The 18361-nt window shown below is 44.9% G+C and carries 13 protein-coding genes; 7 read left to right on the forward strand and 6 right to left on the reverse strand.

Annotated elements, in window-relative coordinates:
* Positions 1–68 precede the first annotated feature (68 nt).
* Entirely contained in the window at positions 69–1040 is a 972-nt protein-coding gene (locus M1D72_RS14725; RefSeq protein ID WP_456295656.1) for a DUF3080 family protein, read from the forward strand.
* A gap of 4 nt (positions 1041–1044) precedes the next feature.
* On the opposite strand, the gene M1D72_RS14730 is transcribed toward M1D72_RS14725, so the two are convergent.
* The gene (locus M1D72_RS14730; protein ID WP_456295657.1) at positions 1045–1896 is read right to left on the reverse strand and encodes a DNA ligase; all 852 of its coding nucleotides are present in this window, start codon (positions 1894–1896) and stop codon (positions 1045–1047) included.
* Positions 1897–2495: 599 nt separating this feature from the next.
* On the opposite strand from M1D72_RS14730, the gene M1D72_RS14735 reads away from it, so the two are divergent.
* Both M1D72_RS14735 and M1D72_RS14740 read left to right on the forward strand, forming a co-directional pair.
* Positions 2496–4139: a pectate lyase family protein gene (locus M1D72_RS14735; protein ID WP_456295658.1), complete on the forward strand. Its 1644-nt coding sequence runs from the start codon at positions 2496–2498 to the stop codon at positions 4137–4139.
* Positions 4140–4330: 191 nt separating this feature from the next.
* Positions 4331–6841: a pectinesterase family protein gene (locus tag M1D72_RS14740; RefSeq protein ID WP_456295659.1), complete on the forward strand. Its 2511-nt coding sequence runs from the start codon at positions 4331–4333 to the stop codon at positions 6839–6841.
* 51 nt (positions 6842–6892) lie between these two features.
* Here M1D72_RS14740 and M1D72_RS14745 read toward each other — a convergent pair whose 3' ends face one another.
* From M1D72_RS14745 to M1D72_RS14755, 3 genes are all read right to left on the reverse strand, one after another.
* Positions 6893–8920 carry a PhoX family protein gene (locus tag M1D72_RS14745; RefSeq protein ID WP_456295660.1) on the reverse strand — a complete coding sequence of 676 codons (2028 nt, stop codon included), beginning with the start codon at positions 8918–8920 and terminating at the stop codon, positions 6893–6895.
* A gap of 182 nt (positions 8921–9102) precedes the next feature.
* Positions 9103–10050, reverse strand: a complete 948-nt coding sequence (gene cbiB, locus M1D72_RS14750; RefSeq protein WP_456295661.1) for an adenosylcobinamide-phosphate synthase CbiB — start codon at positions 10048–10050, stop codon at positions 9103–9105.
* Positions 10047–11408, reverse strand: a complete 1362-nt coding sequence (locus tag M1D72_RS14755; protein ID WP_456295662.1) for a cobyrinate a,c-diamide synthase — start codon at positions 11406–11408, stop codon at positions 10047–10049. Before M1D72_RS14755 ends, cbiB begins: the two co-directional genes overlap by 4 nt.
* A gap of 326 nt (positions 11409–11734) precedes the next feature.
* On the opposite strand from M1D72_RS14755, the gene cobD reads away from it, so the two are divergent.
* Both cobD and M1D72_RS14765 read left to right on the forward strand, forming a co-directional pair.
* On the forward strand, positions 11735–12808 hold the full coding sequence (gene cobD / locus M1D72_RS14760; RefSeq protein WP_456295663.1) for a threonine-phosphate decarboxylase CobD: 1074 nt from the start codon (positions 11735–11737) through the stop codon (positions 12806–12808).
* Complete coding sequence (locus tag M1D72_RS14765) at positions 12801–13661, forward strand: GHMP family kinase ATP-binding protein (protein WP_456295664.1); 861 nt, start codon at positions 12801–12803, stop codon at positions 13659–13661. Before cobD ends, M1D72_RS14765 begins: the two co-directional genes overlap by 8 nt.
* A gap of 5 nt (positions 13662–13666) precedes the next feature.
* On the opposite strand, the gene M1D72_RS14770 is transcribed toward M1D72_RS14765, so the two are convergent.
* Together M1D72_RS14770 and cobU are read right to left on the reverse strand one after the other, a co-directional pair.
* Positions 13667–14278, reverse strand: coding sequence for a histidine phosphatase family protein (locus M1D72_RS14770; RefSeq protein WP_456295665.1), 612 nt, complete (start codon positions 14276–14278; stop codon positions 13667–13669).
* Complete coding sequence (gene cobU / locus M1D72_RS14775) at positions 14275–14826, reverse strand: bifunctional adenosylcobinamide kinase/adenosylcobinamide-phosphate guanylyltransferase (protein ID WP_456295666.1); 552 nt, start codon at positions 14824–14826, stop codon at positions 14275–14277. The genes M1D72_RS14770 and cobU overlap by 4 nt, the downstream gene beginning before the upstream one ends.
* A 290-nt stretch (positions 14827–15116) precedes the next feature.
* Here cobU and M1D72_RS14780 point away from each other — a divergent pair, with 290 nt between their 5' ends.
* Positions 15117–16931, forward strand: coding sequence for a sensor domain-containing diguanylate cyclase (locus M1D72_RS14780; protein WP_456295667.1), 1815 nt, complete (start codon positions 15117–15119; stop codon positions 16929–16931).
* A 156-nt stretch (positions 16932–17087) separates the two neighbouring features.
* Entirely contained in the window at positions 17088–18212 is a 1125-nt protein-coding gene (solA, locus tag M1D72_RS14785) for an N-methyl-L-tryptophan oxidase (RefSeq protein ID WP_456295668.1), read from the forward strand.
* Positions 18213–18361: the final 149 nt, after the last annotated feature.

Genomic DNA, 18361 nt, shown 5'->3' on the forward strand with positions numbered 1-18361 from the left:
CTTTTTTGTTATGTTTTCGTATAGATGCTAGTGGTCTCAATTGGGTAACGATAGTGGTGATGCGAATATTGAGTTTAATACTGTTGAGCGCAGCTCTATTTGGCTGTTTCAACTCAACACCTCAACCAGAGCAACAATTTGGTCATTACTTAGCGAGGATCGCCAATGTCCAAGAAAGTGCTCAGTTGACCAGCCCTGAGCGTAGCTATCCAAGATTACCGAATAAACGTGAGTTAAAAATCGATATTCCTTCAATCACTTTGGGACTCTTAGAAAGTTATGAGCTGCGACACTGTCAATTGTTCAAGCTCATTGCACAACGCAATTCCTCACTGGGTAAAGTGCAAGATCAATTTCACAATTACCAGTACCAAAATCAGCTCATTCGCGGGTTGAACCGTTGTCTCGACCACCCAGAAATTTCGCCATCACTCAAAACCAAACTCAGTGATATTTTGGCTCAAAAGCGGCAGCAACACCTTCTGCATTTAAGTAACCTGTTGTTTGTCAGTGACACCATGCGTTCACAACTGATCAGTTATCAATGGATTGATCAAGGTATGTATGACCATGCTAATCAGGTGATCCAGGCGCTTTCTGTCATTAGCTCAACAATTACGAGTTCAAACCCAAATGAGCGTTCTATTGTCACGACTCAACAAACGTTAGAAACCGTGCCGTTACTAGGGCGCTTGAGCTATTCGTTAATCAATGCGAGCCAGTGGCTGAAAGTGATTAACCAACAGCTTTATAGTAACGATACGAAAATAACGTGTGGCGCCCAACGCGACACCACCAAATTAACGTATCTGCGTAATGTATTCGATAAATTCTATGTACGTCAGATTCAGCCTTACCTTGCGCAATTAGACCAGCTCTATTTTAGACTGCAACCCAGTATCCAGATTTTGTCGACGACTCACCCTAACTATCAATATCCGTTAGCACAACAACATCAGCGCTTTCATCGTCAGAGCGAACGGCATGCTAACTATTGGCAACAATTGTTTAAACGTTGCGGGATTCGAATTGGCCAATAGCCCGTTATTCAGCGCGCTCACGAATAAAACGAGCAAACTTGGGGATACCATTTTGCGTATAGCCATTATAGCGAAATGTCACGCTTTGCCCTAACTGAGGTGGCTGGCGGCGAAGTTGGTCTGAAAAACCACTCCCTAAATAAAACTGGATGCCATTAGGAAGTCGGACTAACAAAGACCCCATCATTCCTTCGTATTTACCTTGACCCGGTTTGTATCCGACGACGATGGCTTCCGTGTCTTGATGATTTTTTAACTTAATCAATGTATCGCTGCGTCCGCTTTGATATAGCCTATCGAACCGGCGTAGCATCAACCCTTCTCCATTTTGACTAGCAATACTGTCGAGCTCAGCCATCAGTTGTGACTCTGAACTTATCGATCGCTGCTCAACAGCCTCCAAAAATGAAGAAGAAGTATGACTGACCAGTTGAGTGAGTGCTTTGTAGCGTTGCTTAAAGGGGTGTTGTAACTCTGGCAAATCAAACGCCATAAACCGTATTTGTTGCCAAGCGGAGTCCACCGGTTTGGCATCCAACACGGTTTGCTGAACGAGATGAAATTGACCACGACCAGCCCAGAGCTCTCCATCAACCACGGTGTGAGGTAACGATTTTATAAACCATTTAGGGGGATTGAGCTTGCGTCCGCTTCGTGTCCTTAGCTGTTGTCCATCCCACAGTACACGAATACCATCGAGCTTTTCACTGACCCAATATGCACTGATGTCGAGTTCGTTGTGAAATTCACTTGCCTGCATCAAATCTGGGCTACGGTTTAACTCAATACTTTGAGCATGAGCGTCGATACTAACCAGTAACAACGCAACACTGAGAGCGCTTAATTTCAAAATCATTGCTTACCTCAATACTGTTTGTGATAAACAAATAGTGAAAGCGAAAACCAAAACCGCAAGTTTTACCCTGTGGTTTCTTAATCAATTTTCGTTAATTTAGTAACTAACTCGCTTATCAATTTCACAAAAACCTCGGTTTCATCGATATCGTTAACCCTCATAAAGTTCAAAAATAAACCTAAATTATAAAAACAAGCATATTTTATTTAATTGGTCTCTTTAGGATTTATTTAGAGCATGAAAAATAAAACCCTGCCATTATTTTATAAATAACTTTTTGTTGAATTTAATAAAAATACGACATAATTATATTTAATTTAACAGAATAAAATATTGACTCAATATCACAAAACGATTTTATCTAACTAGATATCAATCGTACCTACAGCACATTTTTAAAATTTAAAAATCGAAAAATCCACTCATCACTTCAAATAAAACAAATAATAAACAAAAAGTTTAGGTAATAACCTTTGGTGATTAGAATTTTCCATAGGTTGTTGTTATTTATATTTATTAGATCAAAGACACAGTTTGAAACGTAATCCACAATTAATATGAAACCGCGTTTTAAATACAAACCAGGAAGGTTAAAAACCATGAAAAAAACTTACCTAGCATTACTATTACCTTTATTAATTGTTGGGTGTAATACAACTGATTCTGACGATAATACCGCCGATAATGGCAATGCTGATACTCAGGTAGCGGTGATTCAATCTGCCGATGGATGGGCTGCTGCAAATGGTGTTGTTACTGGAGGAGAAGGCGCAAGCGAGTCTCATATTTACACAGTCACAACACGCGATGAACTGATTGAAGCGCTTTATGGCGATGCTAATGCGTCACTTTCTGATCCGCCGAGCCCTGAACCAAAAATTATTTATATTAGTGGCACAATCGACCTAACTGCTGATGCAAGTGGCGCTTCACGCAGTGAGGAAAGTTTCATGGCGGAATGTGAAACCACGTTTGACGATTACGATGCATTTTACACCGCCTATCAAAATGAATACGACCCCAATGTTTGGAATAATAAAACTCTTGAAAATGGCGATCCGCCAGACCCTACTGGTCCACTTGAAGATCAACGTGACTGTTTCCAACATGCGCAAGCCGATTATATTAAGTTTAGAGTCGGCTCAAATACCTCAATTATTGGCTTAGGTGATGATGCCGAGATTAAATTCGGCACCTTATCACTGGGTCAATCAGGCGGTGAAGCGGTGCAGAACATTATAATTCGCAATATCGCGTTCAACGATGCGTTTGATATGTTCCCCGCTTGGGACCCCGGTGATTCATTTAGCATTGACGATGATGAAATTGGGGTTGGTAATTGTAGTGATATCGAGGACGGAGATAACAACCCGAATGGTTGTCCATCACGTGAAGGTGGCGGCCGCTGGAATTCAGAATACGATCTCATCAGTGTGGATAATGCCCAGCAAGTATGGATAGACCATAACTACTTTAGTGATGGTGAACGTACCGATGATCAATACCCACCGGTCTTCGATGCGCCTTACAACGCAAAAGAGCAGAAAGTTCAACATCATGACGGGTTAATTGATGTTACGAATGGTGCGACACAAGTTACGATCACTTATAACGTGTTTGAAAATCACGATAAAACCAATTTACTCGGTGGTAGTGATAATACCAACGCCGACCGTAACTATGGCCCGGGGTCAATTGACGTTACCTTCCACCATAACTATTGGCACAATACCGGCCAACGTATGCCACGCGTTCGATTTGGTCGGGTGCACGTATACAACAACTATTACAGCTTAAACAATAGCGATGTTCACGCGGAACCTTATTACCCAATGGGTGAAGCGGTTATTTTAGGCGCAGCGGCAAAAATCTTTGCGGAAAATAACGTGTTTGAAATAGCCACAGAGGATACTGAATCCGCTTCTGCTAAAATTGTCTCATATAAATCGAAACAATCGAAAAAAGAGCGCTGTCTTGAATATGGATTTACTGAGCAAGAGTGTTCTACCTATTTCTATTCCAGTGGAAATACGCTAGATGGAAATAACATAGATTTAACACCTATTGCTCAAGAACACGCCGAGTCAAGCAGCAGCAATGCCGAGCTATACATTATCGACCCAGAAGCGACAGATAATTATTGGACACCTCAAATGGTTTATGATTATCAATTGCAAAGCACAAGCAGTGTGAAACAGTTTGTGATTGATAATGCCGGCACAGGAAAAATAGACATTCAATAATAAAAATATAAATAGGGTTTAATAACATTAAGCCCTATTTACTTTAATCATATTCATTATTTAAAAAATAATTTCCATTTTATCGAGTCCAAATAATTAAATTCATCAATCAGGTATTAGTTCTTATTAATACCGAGTAGCTATTTATGTTTAAAACCCTACAGACCAATATAATGAATGAGGAATAGATAATGAGAACCAAGCTAGGAATTCTGCCGCTAGCCATTATTATCGCACTTGCCGGATGCGATGATGAAACGACGGGAACGACCGACCCACAAACGCCCCCAACTGACTCTTCAAGTGGCACCGTTAACGAAAATTGTGACGACATGACCAATCTCTATTTTTGCGACGACTTTGATTCTCAAGATTTGTCGACCAATTGGCAGGTGCTTGCAGAAAGCGGCGGCGATCCTGACGGCGTTTTTGATGTCCCCGAAGGGCGTAGTTATCTACGATATACCGCAGGGAGTTCTGGTGGCGAACTATTGTTAGCACAAAACTCAGTCCTTGATAATCTTCCTAGTGATGGCAATTATTTTGTCGAAGCACGGATTCGACCTCGTCAAAACAGCACAACAGCGAATAAACAGCTATTTTTAATGGGACGCTGGCAAAGCGAAGGTAATTGGTATGCGGGCGGTCTCAATGTCCAAAACTCGACATCCAGTACCAAAGTCGAAGTCGCCACCAGCATTGAGGGCTCGATAACTCGCCCTGTACAAAGCAGCAAACCAATTGAATTAGGTACTGCAGGGGGGGAAGATGATGGAACTTGGTACACCACCCGCTTTGAAATGATCGATGATAACTTGTCCGTCTATTTAGATGGCGAACCTCTTGGAACAACCCAAGATTCACTGTTTGTCGATCCTGGAAATTTTGGCGTATTCACCAACAACCGATCATTTGAAATAGATTACATTAAAGTCGGCGACCCAAGCATTAAGCCTGTACAGCTGACGCTCGATTATGCGTCATCGGCATGGACCAGTGCGGTTGCGGGCGAGGATCCATTGGTTATCAACGTAACCGCGCTGCAGAGTGACGGTGTGACTGAAGATACCTTTAGTGTCGAGTCCAGTGACGAAAATGTGGTCACGGTAGATGTTCAGGGTAGAGTTGTGACATTGTCACCAATAGATCAAGGATCCGCTGTTGTCACTTTCTATTCAGGCTCAAATCCAAGTTTAGTAAAAACACTTGATGTCAGTGTTGATCCTCGGTTCATCATGCCAACCGCTGACTATGGCAATATTTCCTCAGCAGTCACCCCCACGGTGAATAGCACGGAGCAGTTTATTGATACAACGCTAAGCATTTCATTTGATAATGAAATTGCCGCAGGTAGCAGTGGTCAAGTACGTATTTATCGCAGTAGTGACGACACTTTGGTTGATACGCTCAAAATGTCAGAAGAGACAGACTCGATGGGCTATCGAGATCAAGCTAACAAGCGTACCGTCTATTATCGCCCACTCGACTTTACTGGTAATACGCTAAGCATCAAGTTACATAGCGATGTTTTGGACTATGGCGAAACTTACTATGTTGTGATCGGCGATGGTGTGGTCAATGGTGCCGAGCTTAACGGCAATGCCTTTGTTGGCCTTGGCCAAAACAGTAACTGGTCATTTACCACCAAAGCAGCAATGCCAAGTGGCAATACTTTTAGTGTCGGTCATTCCTCTGGTGCAGACTTTGCCACGCTCCAAGGTGTGTTTAATCACATCATGCAATACAACGACAGCAACGACCCTATCACCATCGATATTGAGGATGGTACGTATAACGAACTTCTGTTCCTGCGCGATCATAACAACGTGACCATTCGTGGGGCAAGTCGAGAAGGTACGGTACTTCAATACGATAACTTTGAAACCTTTAACTCTGGTACTGGTAAAAGTGAGCCTGTCGGTGGCACACCCTCGGGTGGCAGAGCGGTATTTTTAGCGGAAAATGTCGATTTACTGACCCTTGAAAATTTGACATTGAAAAATACCCATCAACGAGACAATCAATACTCAAATCAAGCAGAAACCATTTACTTTAATAGTGAAGGTCGTTTCATCGCCAAAGACGCAGACTTTATCAGTGAGCAAGATACGTTGCTGCTTAAGGGGTATAACTGGTTCTATAACACGCTGATTGCAGGGAATGTTGACTTCATTTGGGGGTACAACACCGCCACCGTGTTTGAAAACAGTGAAATTCGCACCCTTGGTGACTCGAAAGCAGGTGTGGGTGTGACCACCCGTGGTGGCTATGTTCTTCAAGCGAGAACCAATACCCTCGACTCCCCAGGATTTGTCTTCATTGGTTGTCAATTCACGAATGGAGAAGGCCCTGTTGGCAATACCGTGGAGACTGGCAGTACCTATTTTGCTCGAAGTGGCGGCAATGCGAACTACTTTGACAATGTTGTCTTAGTTAATAGCCAAGTTGATGACCACATTGCTGACATCGGTTGGGCGGTTGAAGGTATCAATGGTCAACCTGCCCCCAATCCAAGTCAACCGACAGCCACATCAGGCTGGCGTGAATACAACACGATGGATATGAGTGGCACACCAGCCGACACTTCGCAGCGTCAAGGTGTGTATATTCTCAGTGAAGAAGAAGCCGAGCCGTATTCAACTCGTGAAAACGTATTTGCGGGTTATAACGATGGACAAGGTTGGACACCAACTGTCAACTAGTGTACTTAGCGAAGTAAAAAGGCCTGCTTACGCAGGCCTTTTTTGATTGTGCTATACGCCAATTTCCCCACCATCCTCTCGGCGAATGACCACCGTTGCCGCGCGTGGTCGAACACTCACTCCTTGTGGTGTTTGCTGTGTGGCATCCTCACTGTATGGCCAGTTACCAGGATGCTGAATGTTGACAAATAGCGACGTATAATCAGGACTGATCGTAAACCCGGTGACTTCACAGCCATTTGGGCCAACAAAAAAGCGCCGCAGGTCCGCTTGATTGTTTGCGTTCACCGTCTCTGCGTTACCATCGCTATCGGTCATGGTGGAAGGGACCACTGCCAGCATTTGATCATTGGTATATTGCGTAACTTCATCAGCACCGTTATCAGTTTGGATCCATAAAATACCTCGCTTATCGAAGCTTAATCCATCTGCGCTGGCAAACTGATTAAGCTCGGTTAGCCCTGAAATATTCACGTTTTGTTCTTCATCAGCCGCAGAACCAAACACAAAAATATCCCAAGTGAATTCACTCACTGAATCTCCCTCATCCCAGCGAATGACATGCCCAAACTTGTTATTTAAACGTGGGTTCGCTGCATTGGTGTCTGTTGTGCGTTGAGTATTATTGGTCAAAGTTAAGTAAGCGGTGCCAGTAAACGGGTCAACGCTACACCACTCAGGGCGATCCATCGGCGTTGCTCCCAGTAAATCAGCCGCGCCAGCGGTATTTAAAATAATGTCAGCAAGCGAGGCAAATGTATCCGCCAAAACGCCCCCCTCTATCGTTTGGCTATCTAACGTTAATGGCAACCAGGTTCCGCTATTATCATCGTTAAAACGCGCAACATACAATGTGCCGTTATCTAAATACTTGTCTCCGATAGATAAACGATTCGATGGCTTCTCATCTGCAGCGTCCCAAGGCTGCGCCGAAACAAACTTATATAAATACTCAAAGCGCGAGTCATGACCAGAGTAGAAAACCACTGGCTGCCCTACCACCAAACGGCCAAACGTGCAGCCCTCATGGCGAAAACGTCCCATGGCGGTTCTTTTTACCGCTCGAGAATTTGCCGTATAGGGATCAATTTCTACGATATAGCCAAAACCATTGGCTTCATTACGATAATCTTGGGTCGCGGATGATCCGCTTGGTGTTAGATTAAAGCGCGAAAATTCATCAACCTGTTCTTGAGCACTGCCGGCAAGTGTTTCCCATAGATAACGGGTGGTGGATGTGGAAATGCCGATACGCTGCTGGTCTTCAGTGAGCGTATCCGTATTGACAAAATAGCCTGGCCAATTCTCTTCACAGGTGAGATAGGTCCCCCAAGGCGTATAACCATTCCCGCAGTTATTTAGTGTGCCACGCGTTTGGCTACCATCGGGAGAAAACGGCGTGACTAAGCTCTGCGAATACGCCATTGGCCCTGAAATATCCATCACTGTGCCAGCGGTATAACGGCGATTCAGTGGATCATTATCGACGATGGCCCAAGTCTCCCCCACCAATTGAATACGCACCACAGAGACACCATGTGCGTTGATTTCTTTTCTGACTTCATCGACATCGGTACGCACGCCACCAGAGACCGAAGGACCATTGGGATGCAATGCGTTGGGATCAATATATTCATGGTTGATACACAGCAAGCCATCCGTTGAGCTGTCGTTTATCGGAAAAAAATGCATCCCGTCATGGTGCATACCAAGAGCATTGCGCTGATCGTCACTGGTATTACTGCCATCCTCTTGCCAAGGTGTACCAAGCGCATTGAGCGGCGTTCCCCACGGGACCAAAACTTGAGCGACATACCCTTCAGGGATACTCACCGCGTCCGTCAGTGATCCGGGAATGGAATTAAAGTTGAGAGTCGCCGGCGTAGCCTCACTGCCTGTACCACTGTTTGACCCATCGTTACAGCCTACCAGTCCAAACGCTCCGAACGCTGTCATCGCGCCAACGCCGACCCCACCTTTTAAAATTGAGCGACGCGATAAATTTGCCTCAAGTACTTGTTCAAATGGCGTATTGTTACTGCGGTTAAAACGTCGTGAATCAAAAGTTTCCTTGCTCATTAATTTCGCTTCCTAATGTCATCTGAGTGAATTAAACGCGACTCATACTGACGTTCACTTGTGACAGAAAAAGTGACTTTATGTTAAAATTAGGTTTAACGAGCGTTATTAAAACGATAGTTTACATAAATTTATAATTTTACCTCGACCAGCGGGTTTCATTTATAAATTCAATGACTTGTTTATATTAGAATCCATAGTGAACAGAATCCAACACTGAGTATGCTGGACACCAACATTAGACGACATGCCAGCGTGATATCGTGTATTTCAATGTCACGACGCTTGTCACCAATCCATGGTTTATCAACCCACTCACCAAAATATTGGCTTGGTCCACCAAGTTTAACCCCCAATGCACCGGCCACCGCCGCTTCAGACCAAGCACTGTTCGGGCTTTTATGGTTATAACGATCACGCCAGCCAACCTTTAACGCGGCGCGCGCATCTAAGCGAAGAACCACAGCAGACAAGGCCAGCATTAGCCAACCTATGCGAGCAGGAAGAAAATTGGCAATGTCATCCATTTTCGCCGAGACAAAACCCATCTCACGAAAGCGTTCATTTTTATATCCCACCATCGAATCTAAGGTATTAACGGCCTTGTAGGCGACAGCCCAAGGGACGCCTCCCAAAAATAAAAACAACATAGGAGCGATAACGCCATCAATGGTGTTTTCAGCAACCGTTTCCACTGTTGCTCGTGTGATTTGTTGGTGGTCGAGCTTTGAAGTATCTCGACCAACGATGTACGAAAGCATCTGACGCGCATGGGCGATATCGCCAGATTTGAGTGGTATTAACACCGCATAAGCACTCTGTTTTAAACATTTCCCTGCGAGCGTTGTAAAACCAAGCCAAATTTCTACGATCACGCGTAGCATGGGATGAATAGATTCTAATTGCTCCAAGAGCCACCAGCAGCCAACACCACTGATGCCAACCACCACTATCCACAGTAATCCCCCGGCAACATAGCGCGCAAAACCCTGCATTGCGTGACGGCGTAACCTAGTTTCTAACCATGAGATGAGGCAGCCCATCCAGCGTACCGGATGAGGCCAACGAGGAGGATCGCCGAGTAGCCAGTCAACGATAAACGCGGCCAAGCCGATGAGCAGCGTATTCACAGTTGGCGCGCTCGCTTAAACCAATTAAGTAAAAACTGTGGATTTTGCGCGAAGTGAACATGCAGATAACTCGCCAACGTATTATCGAGTTGGTAGCCACCTTTCCATTTCGACAATATTTCACCATCACGCTCTTTATACAACGAAAAAGCAGGTTCAAGTGCGGTTGTGAATTCAGAATAGTGAAATTCGTGTCCACGAATGATCGAGTCAACATCGCACAACAACGTATTCTGGGTGGCTTTGGCATAGCAATAACCAAAACGTTTAAGACTTTTGGTCATTTGGCTGGTACCGGGTAACACTCCGACCATTGAGTGTTGGTGATTATCTTGATCAATCAATCCTTCCCCCAAATACATCAAACCGCCACATTCCGCATAGATAGGAATACGACGTTCATGAGCGCGCTTTAAAGAGGCCAACATTGAGCGGTTTGACGCCAACTGATGCGCATGAAGCTCAGGAAACCCTCCCCCTAAGTAAACCATATCGCAATCTGGAAGTTGCTCATCATTCATTGGGCTAAAGTAGGTAATGCTCGCGCCGCAACGCTGGAGAAGATCAAGGTTATCTTGGTAATAGAAATTAAACGCTTGATCATAGGCAACAGCCACTGTTAGCCCCTGCCCTGACTGCGCAAATTCAGCAGGCTCCTTCGCGATTACAGGTGTGGTTAATTGCACGACCTCAAGTAACTTATCGAGGTCAATATGCGCTTCGACGACCTCCGCAAGTTGATCCCAACTGCTATCAAACTGGGTCGATTCTCGTGCTGTTGTTAAGCCAAGATGACGTGATGGCAGTTCGATATCAGGCATTTTAGGCAAACGTCCCAGAACAGGCACACCACAGTAGGTCTCGATAGCGGTTTTTAATAGATCAAAATGACCTTCACTGCTCACATGATTGACGATGACACCAGCGATATTCACTTTGTCAGAGAAGGCTTGGAATCCCATCACAGTGGCTGCCGCCGACGTAGATACCGCTTTTCCATCTACAATCAAAATTACGGGGCAATCTAATGTTGCGGCAAGACCTGCACTGCTGCAATAGTAGGGATCATTACCATAGCCATCATACATGCCCATGACTCCCTCGATGATAGAGATATCAGCTTGCTGGGCTTGCTGCGCAAAGGCGTTGAGTAAGGCGTCATCGCCGAGCATAAAACCGTCTAAGTTTCTCGACGTCACGCCAGCAACTTTAGTGTGCCACGCCGTATCAATATAGTCTGGCCCCGCTTTAAACGGTTGAACTTTCAGCTTTCGATTGGCTAAGGCACGCAATAGACCAAGCGTGATGATGGTTTTTCCGCAGCCACTATTGGTACCTGCGATCACTAATGCTTTCATAATTTTTCACCGCGCGTCCATTACGCTGCGCCCTTCTAGTATCTGACATTGGTGGTTCATACTGCGGTGCTTAAGCCATCACCGCTGCAATTTCCTATCTGTGCTGAACGTTGCCAGCATTTAGCAAAAACATCAATCAATTCATAGGAATAATTATTATTTCACCGTTATACAGGGCACATATTGAATAGAATGTGACCAAGATTTAGAGAAATCTTGCCAACTGCCACTTGTTCGCTTGAATTTCTCAGTAGATGGGGGCAAATTTAGGCGCTTAAATGACGCTGCAAATACTCAGCAATGTCTATTACAATGAGTAGCTTACTATGGCAATTAGTGGACAGCATGGCGGTAACGTGTTGCAGATGGCAGCACAATTTCATGTCGACCCCAAAATGGTGCTCGACTTTAGTGCAAACATCAATCCGATGGGACTTCCGGACTCATTACAAACTGCGATCATCGAACATTTAACCGATGCAGAGCAGTACCCTGATATTGAGTACACCGAGTTACATCAGGCCATCGCCTCTCACATCGGTTGCGATGCCAATTTTGTATTAGCAGGAAATGGCGCCACTGAGTTGATCTTCCTTTGGGTCCACTATTTTCGACCTCGTCGTGCGATGATTATAGAACCAACGTTTGCTGAATATCGCCGCGCACTGGAACGTTATGAATGTGATATCGAGAGCTACCCTTTACTCGAGCAAGACAACTATCAATTGACAGAAGCCTTCCTCAATAGTTTGAATGCAGGGTTGGATTGTTTGTTTCTCTGTACACCAAATAATCCCACGGGATTGATGCCAGAACCGGCGTTGCTTGAGAAAATTATCATCAAGTGCCAAGCATTGAATATTGCTTTATTTGTTGATGAATCGTTTATTGATTTTCTGCCGCATGCGACTAACTGTAGCTCCTTGCTCAGTCAATACTCTCATCTCTATGTACTGCGTTCACTCACTAAGTTTTATGCGATGCCAGGGCTGCGCTTGGGTTACTTACTTTCATCGGATATCTCTCTATTAAATAAAATCAGAGATCAGCGGGAGCCATGGACCATTAACACCTTTGCAGCGCTATCTGCCGATATCGTGTTAAATGACGATGATTACAATCAAGCCACCTACACCTGGTTAGCACAAGAGCAGCGCTACCTCTTTGATGCATTGAATCAATTTCCGTCACTGTCCGTTTTAAAGCCCTCAGCAAACTATATTTTCTTTACGGTTGCGGGTGACATCGATTTGCAATCTAAACTCATGGTTCATCAGATTCTGATTCGCAGTTGCGCTAATTATCCGCAGTTGAATCAACAGCACTATCGAATCGCAATCAAATCTCACCAAGATAACATGCGGCTTATTGAGGCGTTAAACGAGGTGTTGAATGGCTGAAGCACGCTGTCCTGCATCGTGCGGTGAGTTGGTTCAAGGTTGGATACAAGGTAGTGAAAAGCTGGTGTCGATGCCGATCAATTGGTTTTCAACCGTGTTTGTCACTTTTGCCCAACCGCAATATCACCAAGAACGGCCAATGATGCGCAAGGCTTTGCAACTGACGCTACAATATTTCCGCGCAGATCCTCAATTAACTCATGGTTTAAAGATTGAGTTTGATTCAACTATTCCGGTCGCTAAAGGCTTTGCAAGCAGCACCGCTGATATAGCCGCCACCATTATGGCGACGGCACGCTGTTTGGAGCAAACAATTGAAGAGCAAGACATTGTCCAGCTGTGCGCGCACCTTGAACCCACGGACAGTACCGCCATACAACCACTGGCTCTGTTTGATCATCAACAAGGCAAGATCTGTGAACGCCTCCCTGCCGCGATGGACATCGACATTCTTATTTTGGAAAGTCCGATTCATCTAGAAACCTCGCTCTACCACCTCATGAACCGACGACAAACATTGCTCCAATCCTCAGAGCAAATGACTCGCGCCTATCGCACCTTGCGTTCTGGGCTTTACAATCCATCCCCACAAGCCATTGGTGAAGCGGCGGTAATGAGCGCAATTGAAAGTCAGCATATTTTGCGTAAACCCCATTTTCGCTGCTTACTGGATATCGTGGAACATCATCAGTTATTTGGTTTAAATGTTGCCCACAGCGGCAGTGCTGTGGGCATGCTGTTTGATGGTCATGCGCATGATATAGAACGGGTTATTAACGATATTCAAGGCATCAGTGCCAATCACTACCCGGATTTTCATTTAACCCAGTTGATTGCAGGTGGTGTTCGTTAAGGTTATTAGGGCAGTGTTACGCCTACCGACTTTACTTGAAAGAACACTTGCTGTTGATGACGCGTCATTTGAATGTGCGTAACACTCTGGTTACCAATACTAAGCGTCGAATACCAGCGCGGATTGCGCCAATCGACTCCGAGAACATCGGCCAAAATAAAACGAATAGTCCCCCCGTGCCCGATGATAAACGTATCTTGCTCCATACTATGGACAATATGTTGCCAAGCCTTGGCCACCCGAGCAAATCCAAGGTCTAGCGGCTCTGCGCCCGGGAGCGTATTTTGTGCAGGCGCTTGCCAAAATGCTTCGAGTTTTGGCCATTCATCGCCGAGAGAATCATAAGCAACGCCATCATAGTGCCCAAAATCAAGCTCTCGCAATGCGTCAATTTCACTGAGCGTTAAATGAGGGTCACGCTCTACCAGCAAATCAGCTAAGGCTTTGCAGCGCGTCAACGGTGAGGTTAACACGTGTTGAAACTGATACGTTGCCATCACGCTATCACGCATCGCATATTGGATTGGAGTGGCAACGCTAACGTCTGTTTTCCCATTCAGTGCCGCAGGCCCAAGCGTTTGCCCGTGGCGAAGCAAGTAGATGTTGATCGGATTCATTGTGCGTCTTGACCTTTTAAACACATAGGCAAGCCTGCTGCCATAAAGGTGACTTGCCGTGCGACCTTCGCTACCGCTTGGTTCATCCAACCTGCATGGTCAACAAACAACCTTGACACTTCTCCCATAGGAACAATGCCTAGCCCGACCTCATTCGAAACGCATAGGATGGTAGCCTTGCTCGCTTCAAGTGCAGAGACGAGCTCTGTCACTTGCGCGGTGATTTGCGTTTCTGTAATGGGCTCGCCTTGATTGTAAATGATGTTATTTATCCACAATGTCAAACAGTCGACTAACACGATATCGTGTCGATCAAATGTCGCTAATTGATTGGCTAAGCGCAATGGTGTTTCATGATTTTGCCATTCGCTACCACGCCTGTTTTGGTGGTGGATGATACGTTGTCTCATTTCGTCATCAAAGGGGGTGGCCGTTGCAATATAATGCAGCTGGCAAGCTGAAGATTGTTTTAAATAATGTAACGCGCGCTGCTCTGCAAATGAGGATTTGCCACTACGCGCTCCGCCAAGAAAAAGTTCGACTGCCATAACGTCCTTGAAATCTAGTTGGATACATAACATGCACTGAGCAAATCAAACATGCCATCGCTGAGTACTCAGTGTACCTAATTGTCTCGCCACTTCTAAGCGAAAGTTTTTGTACAAAAACTCCCCGCTGCACAATATAAAAGACTGATGAATGAGATCTTAGTTACGCCACCGGCTTTTCTTCATTCATCAGATATCGTCAATATTTCAAATGCTTCCTATACTAACTTTTGAGTGAGTTGACGTACGTTAAAACGTAAACTTATGGAAAAGAACGTAGAGGGTAATGAATGGAATGCTACAACATCTTATATTCGAGTGAACTCGATTTACTCCCTTATCGAGATAAGGTGCAAAGCTATCCTTCTGATCAGGTTCTCATTCAAGTATTTACTGGAACAAAAAATCGACATTTGTTGCAAAAAACCATCGACACAATTAATGCGCTGATCCCTGATGCCTCAATCATTGGGGCCTCGACCGAGGGTGAAATCTTCGCAAGTGAAATAACAGATCAAAAAATCGTCGTCAGTATTTCACTGTTTGATTCAACGAAAGTCACCGCATTTTGTGTGCATGATGCCGAGGTTCCCAGGGGAATCGAACTTGGAAAACTCATTGCCAGCCACCAGCCAACACTTGCCATTTTGTTTACCACCGGCATTGTTGATGGCAATTTACGTAATAGCGTCGATTATTTGCAGGATATTTCCGAGCAAGCTCCGGGCGTGATGATCGCAGGTGGGCAAGCTGGCATTGGCGAGGGTTTTGCTCAAACCTTTGTGTTTGACCGCGAGCAGGTTTTAACCCATGGCACCGCAGTGGCTTTGCTCACAGGACCCGATCTCAATGTCTCTACCTATCGCCGTGACGGATGGACGCCCATTGGACGCTATATGACAGTGACCAAGTGCAAAGGCAATCGAGTGTATACCATCGATAATCGCAGCGTGCGGGATGTTTATAGCCATTATCTCGGTGTTGACTTTGACTTTACTCAGTTACATAACCCGACACTAGAATTTCCACTGACGTATTACATTGACGGTATTATGATGAAAAACGTGCCGGTCAAAGAGTATGACGATGGATCTTTTGAATTTTTGAAACCTTTTCGACCAAACGAAAGTGTTCGTTTCAGTTTTTGTGATATTTCATTGCTTGAAATGGAAGCCCTCTCGATACAGCGTCAACTGCAAGAAATCGAACCCCAAGCTATCTATATCTACTCATGTGCCTCACGCAAAGAGATATTTGGCAATGAAATCATCATCGACAGCCAAGAACTCAATCAGATTGCCAGTTGCTCTGGATTTTTTACGTCGAGTGAGTTTTACACCTCAGCGAAGGATGACCCTCAGTGCCTAATTCAAAACATGACCTTGCTCGCCTTGTCCGAGAAGCAATCTACCTATGAGCAACCTGATTACGAGCATCACCAAGAGGTTGAAGAATTTGAACTTACGCGTACATTTAGAGTGCTCAAAATACTGACAAACCTCATTACGGTAACCTCAAGAGAGCTCGAAGAGTCCCATCAAAAGTTGGCGAAAATTGTCAACCAAGACAGCATGACTAAGCTCTTTACACGCCGCTATTTTGACACGACCTTCTCGCAGTCACTTAAAATCCATAGTAGAGCGTCAACACCGATTTCACTGCTCTTGCTCGATATTGATTTTTTCAAACAATTTAACGATTGCTATGGGCATGTTGCTGGCGACGAGTGTCTTGCGGCTATTGGTAAGGTATTGAAATTAACGCTGAAGAGACCATCAGATATCGCGTTTCGCTATGGCGGTGAAGAAATGGGATGCTTACTGCCTGCAACCAGCATCGATGGTGCCATGGAAATCGCAGAGCACGTTCGAGAAGCGATAGAATCGCTACATATTGAGCATCAATCTTCAAAGGTTTCCCGTTACGTGACCGCCAGTGTCGGTGTGATTAGCTTGCGGTTTACTGAACATGAATCACTTCCCCCTCATAACAAGCGTGTGATTGATGCGTGTGATGAAATGCTTTATCAAGCCAAAGCACAAGGTCGAAATACCATTTGCGGTCGAGAAGTTCTGTTAGAAGACTTGCTCACCGATGAGGAGTAAACAATACCTAGCGTGTTTGAAGGCGAACGTTGTCGAAGTCATCGACGCTACCTGAAACGCTGCTTTTATATCATAGCGTTCAAATAGATAAGCGCTTTGACAACTGGAACAATGTGTTAGGATTTCGCCCTATTCATTGTATTTAAGGGAGTTATCATGCAGTTTGATGTCGCGATTATTGGTGCCGGTTCAATGGGAATGGCCAGCGGGTACTTTCTCGCCAAACAAGGAAAAAGAGTCTTATTGCTGGATGCTTTTGACCCTCCCCACTCTCACGCAAGCCATCATGGTGAAACACGCATCATTCGCCATGCTTATGGTGAAGGCAAAGAATATGTTCCGCTTGCTTTAGGCGCACAAAAACATTGGGAAGATCTTGAACGGTTGTCTGGAAAATCACTGTTTTTGAAAACCGGCGTCTTGAACGTGGGTGAAAAGAGTTCACCATTTATCACTATGCTCATCGCTAGCGCCGAGAAATATCAGTTACCCATCGACATACTATCTGCTGAGGAAGCCAACCAACGCTTTGAAGGGCTGAACTTACCCGCCGAATACATTGCATGCTTTGAATCAACGTCGGGCGTCTTACGCTGTGAAGAATGTATCCAAGCCTACCGTGATTTGGCGATATCCCATGGAGCGACGCTGCTATCTCACCATAAGGTGACCGATATCGATATTCAGCAGCAAGGGGTTGTGATCACGGCCAATGACCTATCTTTCCAAGCCGATAAAGTCATCGTCTCGGTTGGCGCTTGGTCTAATGATTTACTTGAGATGCTTCAACTTGATTTACCCATTCGCCCTATTCGTAAAACATTTGCTTGGTTTGATGCTCCCGAAGCCTTATATGGTGAAGGGCATTTCCCCGCATTTTCTTTTGATACCCAAAACGGTATCTATTACGGATTCCCAAGTATTGATGGCGCAGGGCTAAAAATTGGCCGTCATGACTTAGGCGATGACCAAAATCCAAATCAAGCATTAGCACCTTTTGATGAGCAACAAGATGCCCATGATTTAAAGCAGCTTTTAAACAAACATATGCCAAGCGTCGGTGACTTAAAGTTTGGGAAAACCTGCATGTACACCATGACGCCAGATGAGCACTTTGTGATTGATACTCACCCTGAGCACCGTCACGTCGTGATCGCCTGTGGATTTTCCGGTCATGGATTCAAGTTTAGCAGTGTGATTGGCGAAGTTGTTGCTGATCTTGCACTCGGTAAAACGCCCAAATATGACTTAAATCTTTTTGCATTGGATCGTTTTCAATAGCGTCACTCGGCAGTTAGGTGCAGCATCCTATTTCTCAATGCTGCACCTAACAAAATGTGACGAATATGTTTTATTCTCGCTCAACCACCAATAACTAACCTTTTAATCAAAATCAGTGATTATGTGTCGAAAATCTCAGATTTTGTGGC

Source organism: Vibrio sp. AK197 (assembly GCF_053903115.1).

Bases quoted from the DNA above. Each gene is read 5' to 3' on its own strand.
- M1D72_RS14735 (WP_456295658.1), top strand. From the start codon at position 2,496: ATGAAAAAAACTTACCTAGCATTACTATTACCTTTATTAATTGTTGGG.
- cobD (WP_456295663.1), top strand. From the start codon at position 11,735: ATGGCAATTAGTGGACAGCATGGCGGTAACGTGTTGCAGATGGCAGCA.
- M1D72_RS14755 (WP_456295662.1), bottom strand. From the start codon at position 11,408: ATGAAAGCATTAGTGATCGCAGGTACCAATAGTGGCTGCGGAAAAACC.
- M1D72_RS14740 (WP_456295659.1), top strand. From the start codon at position 4,331: ATGAGAACCAAGCTAGGAATTCTGCCGCTAGCCATTATTATCGCACTT.
- M1D72_RS14770 (WP_456295665.1), bottom strand. From the start codon at position 14,278: ATGAATCCGATCAACATCTACTTGCTTCGCCACGGGCAAACGCTTGGG.
- cobU (WP_456295666.1), bottom strand. From the start codon at position 14,826: ATGGCAGTCGAACTTTTTCTTGGCGGAGCGCGTAGTGGCAAATCCTCA.
- M1D72_RS14730 (WP_456295657.1), bottom strand. From the start codon at position 1,896: ATGATTTTGAAATTAAGCGCTCTCAGTGTTGCGTTGTTACTGGTTAGT.
- solA (WP_456295668.1), top strand. From the start codon at position 17,088: ATGCAGTTTGATGTCGCGATTATTGGTGCCGGTTCAATGGGAATGGCC.
- M1D72_RS14765 (WP_456295664.1), top strand. From the start codon at position 12,801: ATGGCTGAAGCACGCTGTCCTGCATCGTGCGGTGAGTTGGTTCAAGGT.
- M1D72_RS14780 (WP_456295667.1), top strand. From the start codon at position 15,117: ATGGAATGCTACAACATCTTATATTCGAGTGAACTCGATTTACTCCCT.
- M1D72_RS14745 (WP_456295660.1), bottom strand. From the start codon at position 8,920: ATGAGCAAGGAAACTTTTGATTCACGACGTTTTAACCGCAGTAACAAT.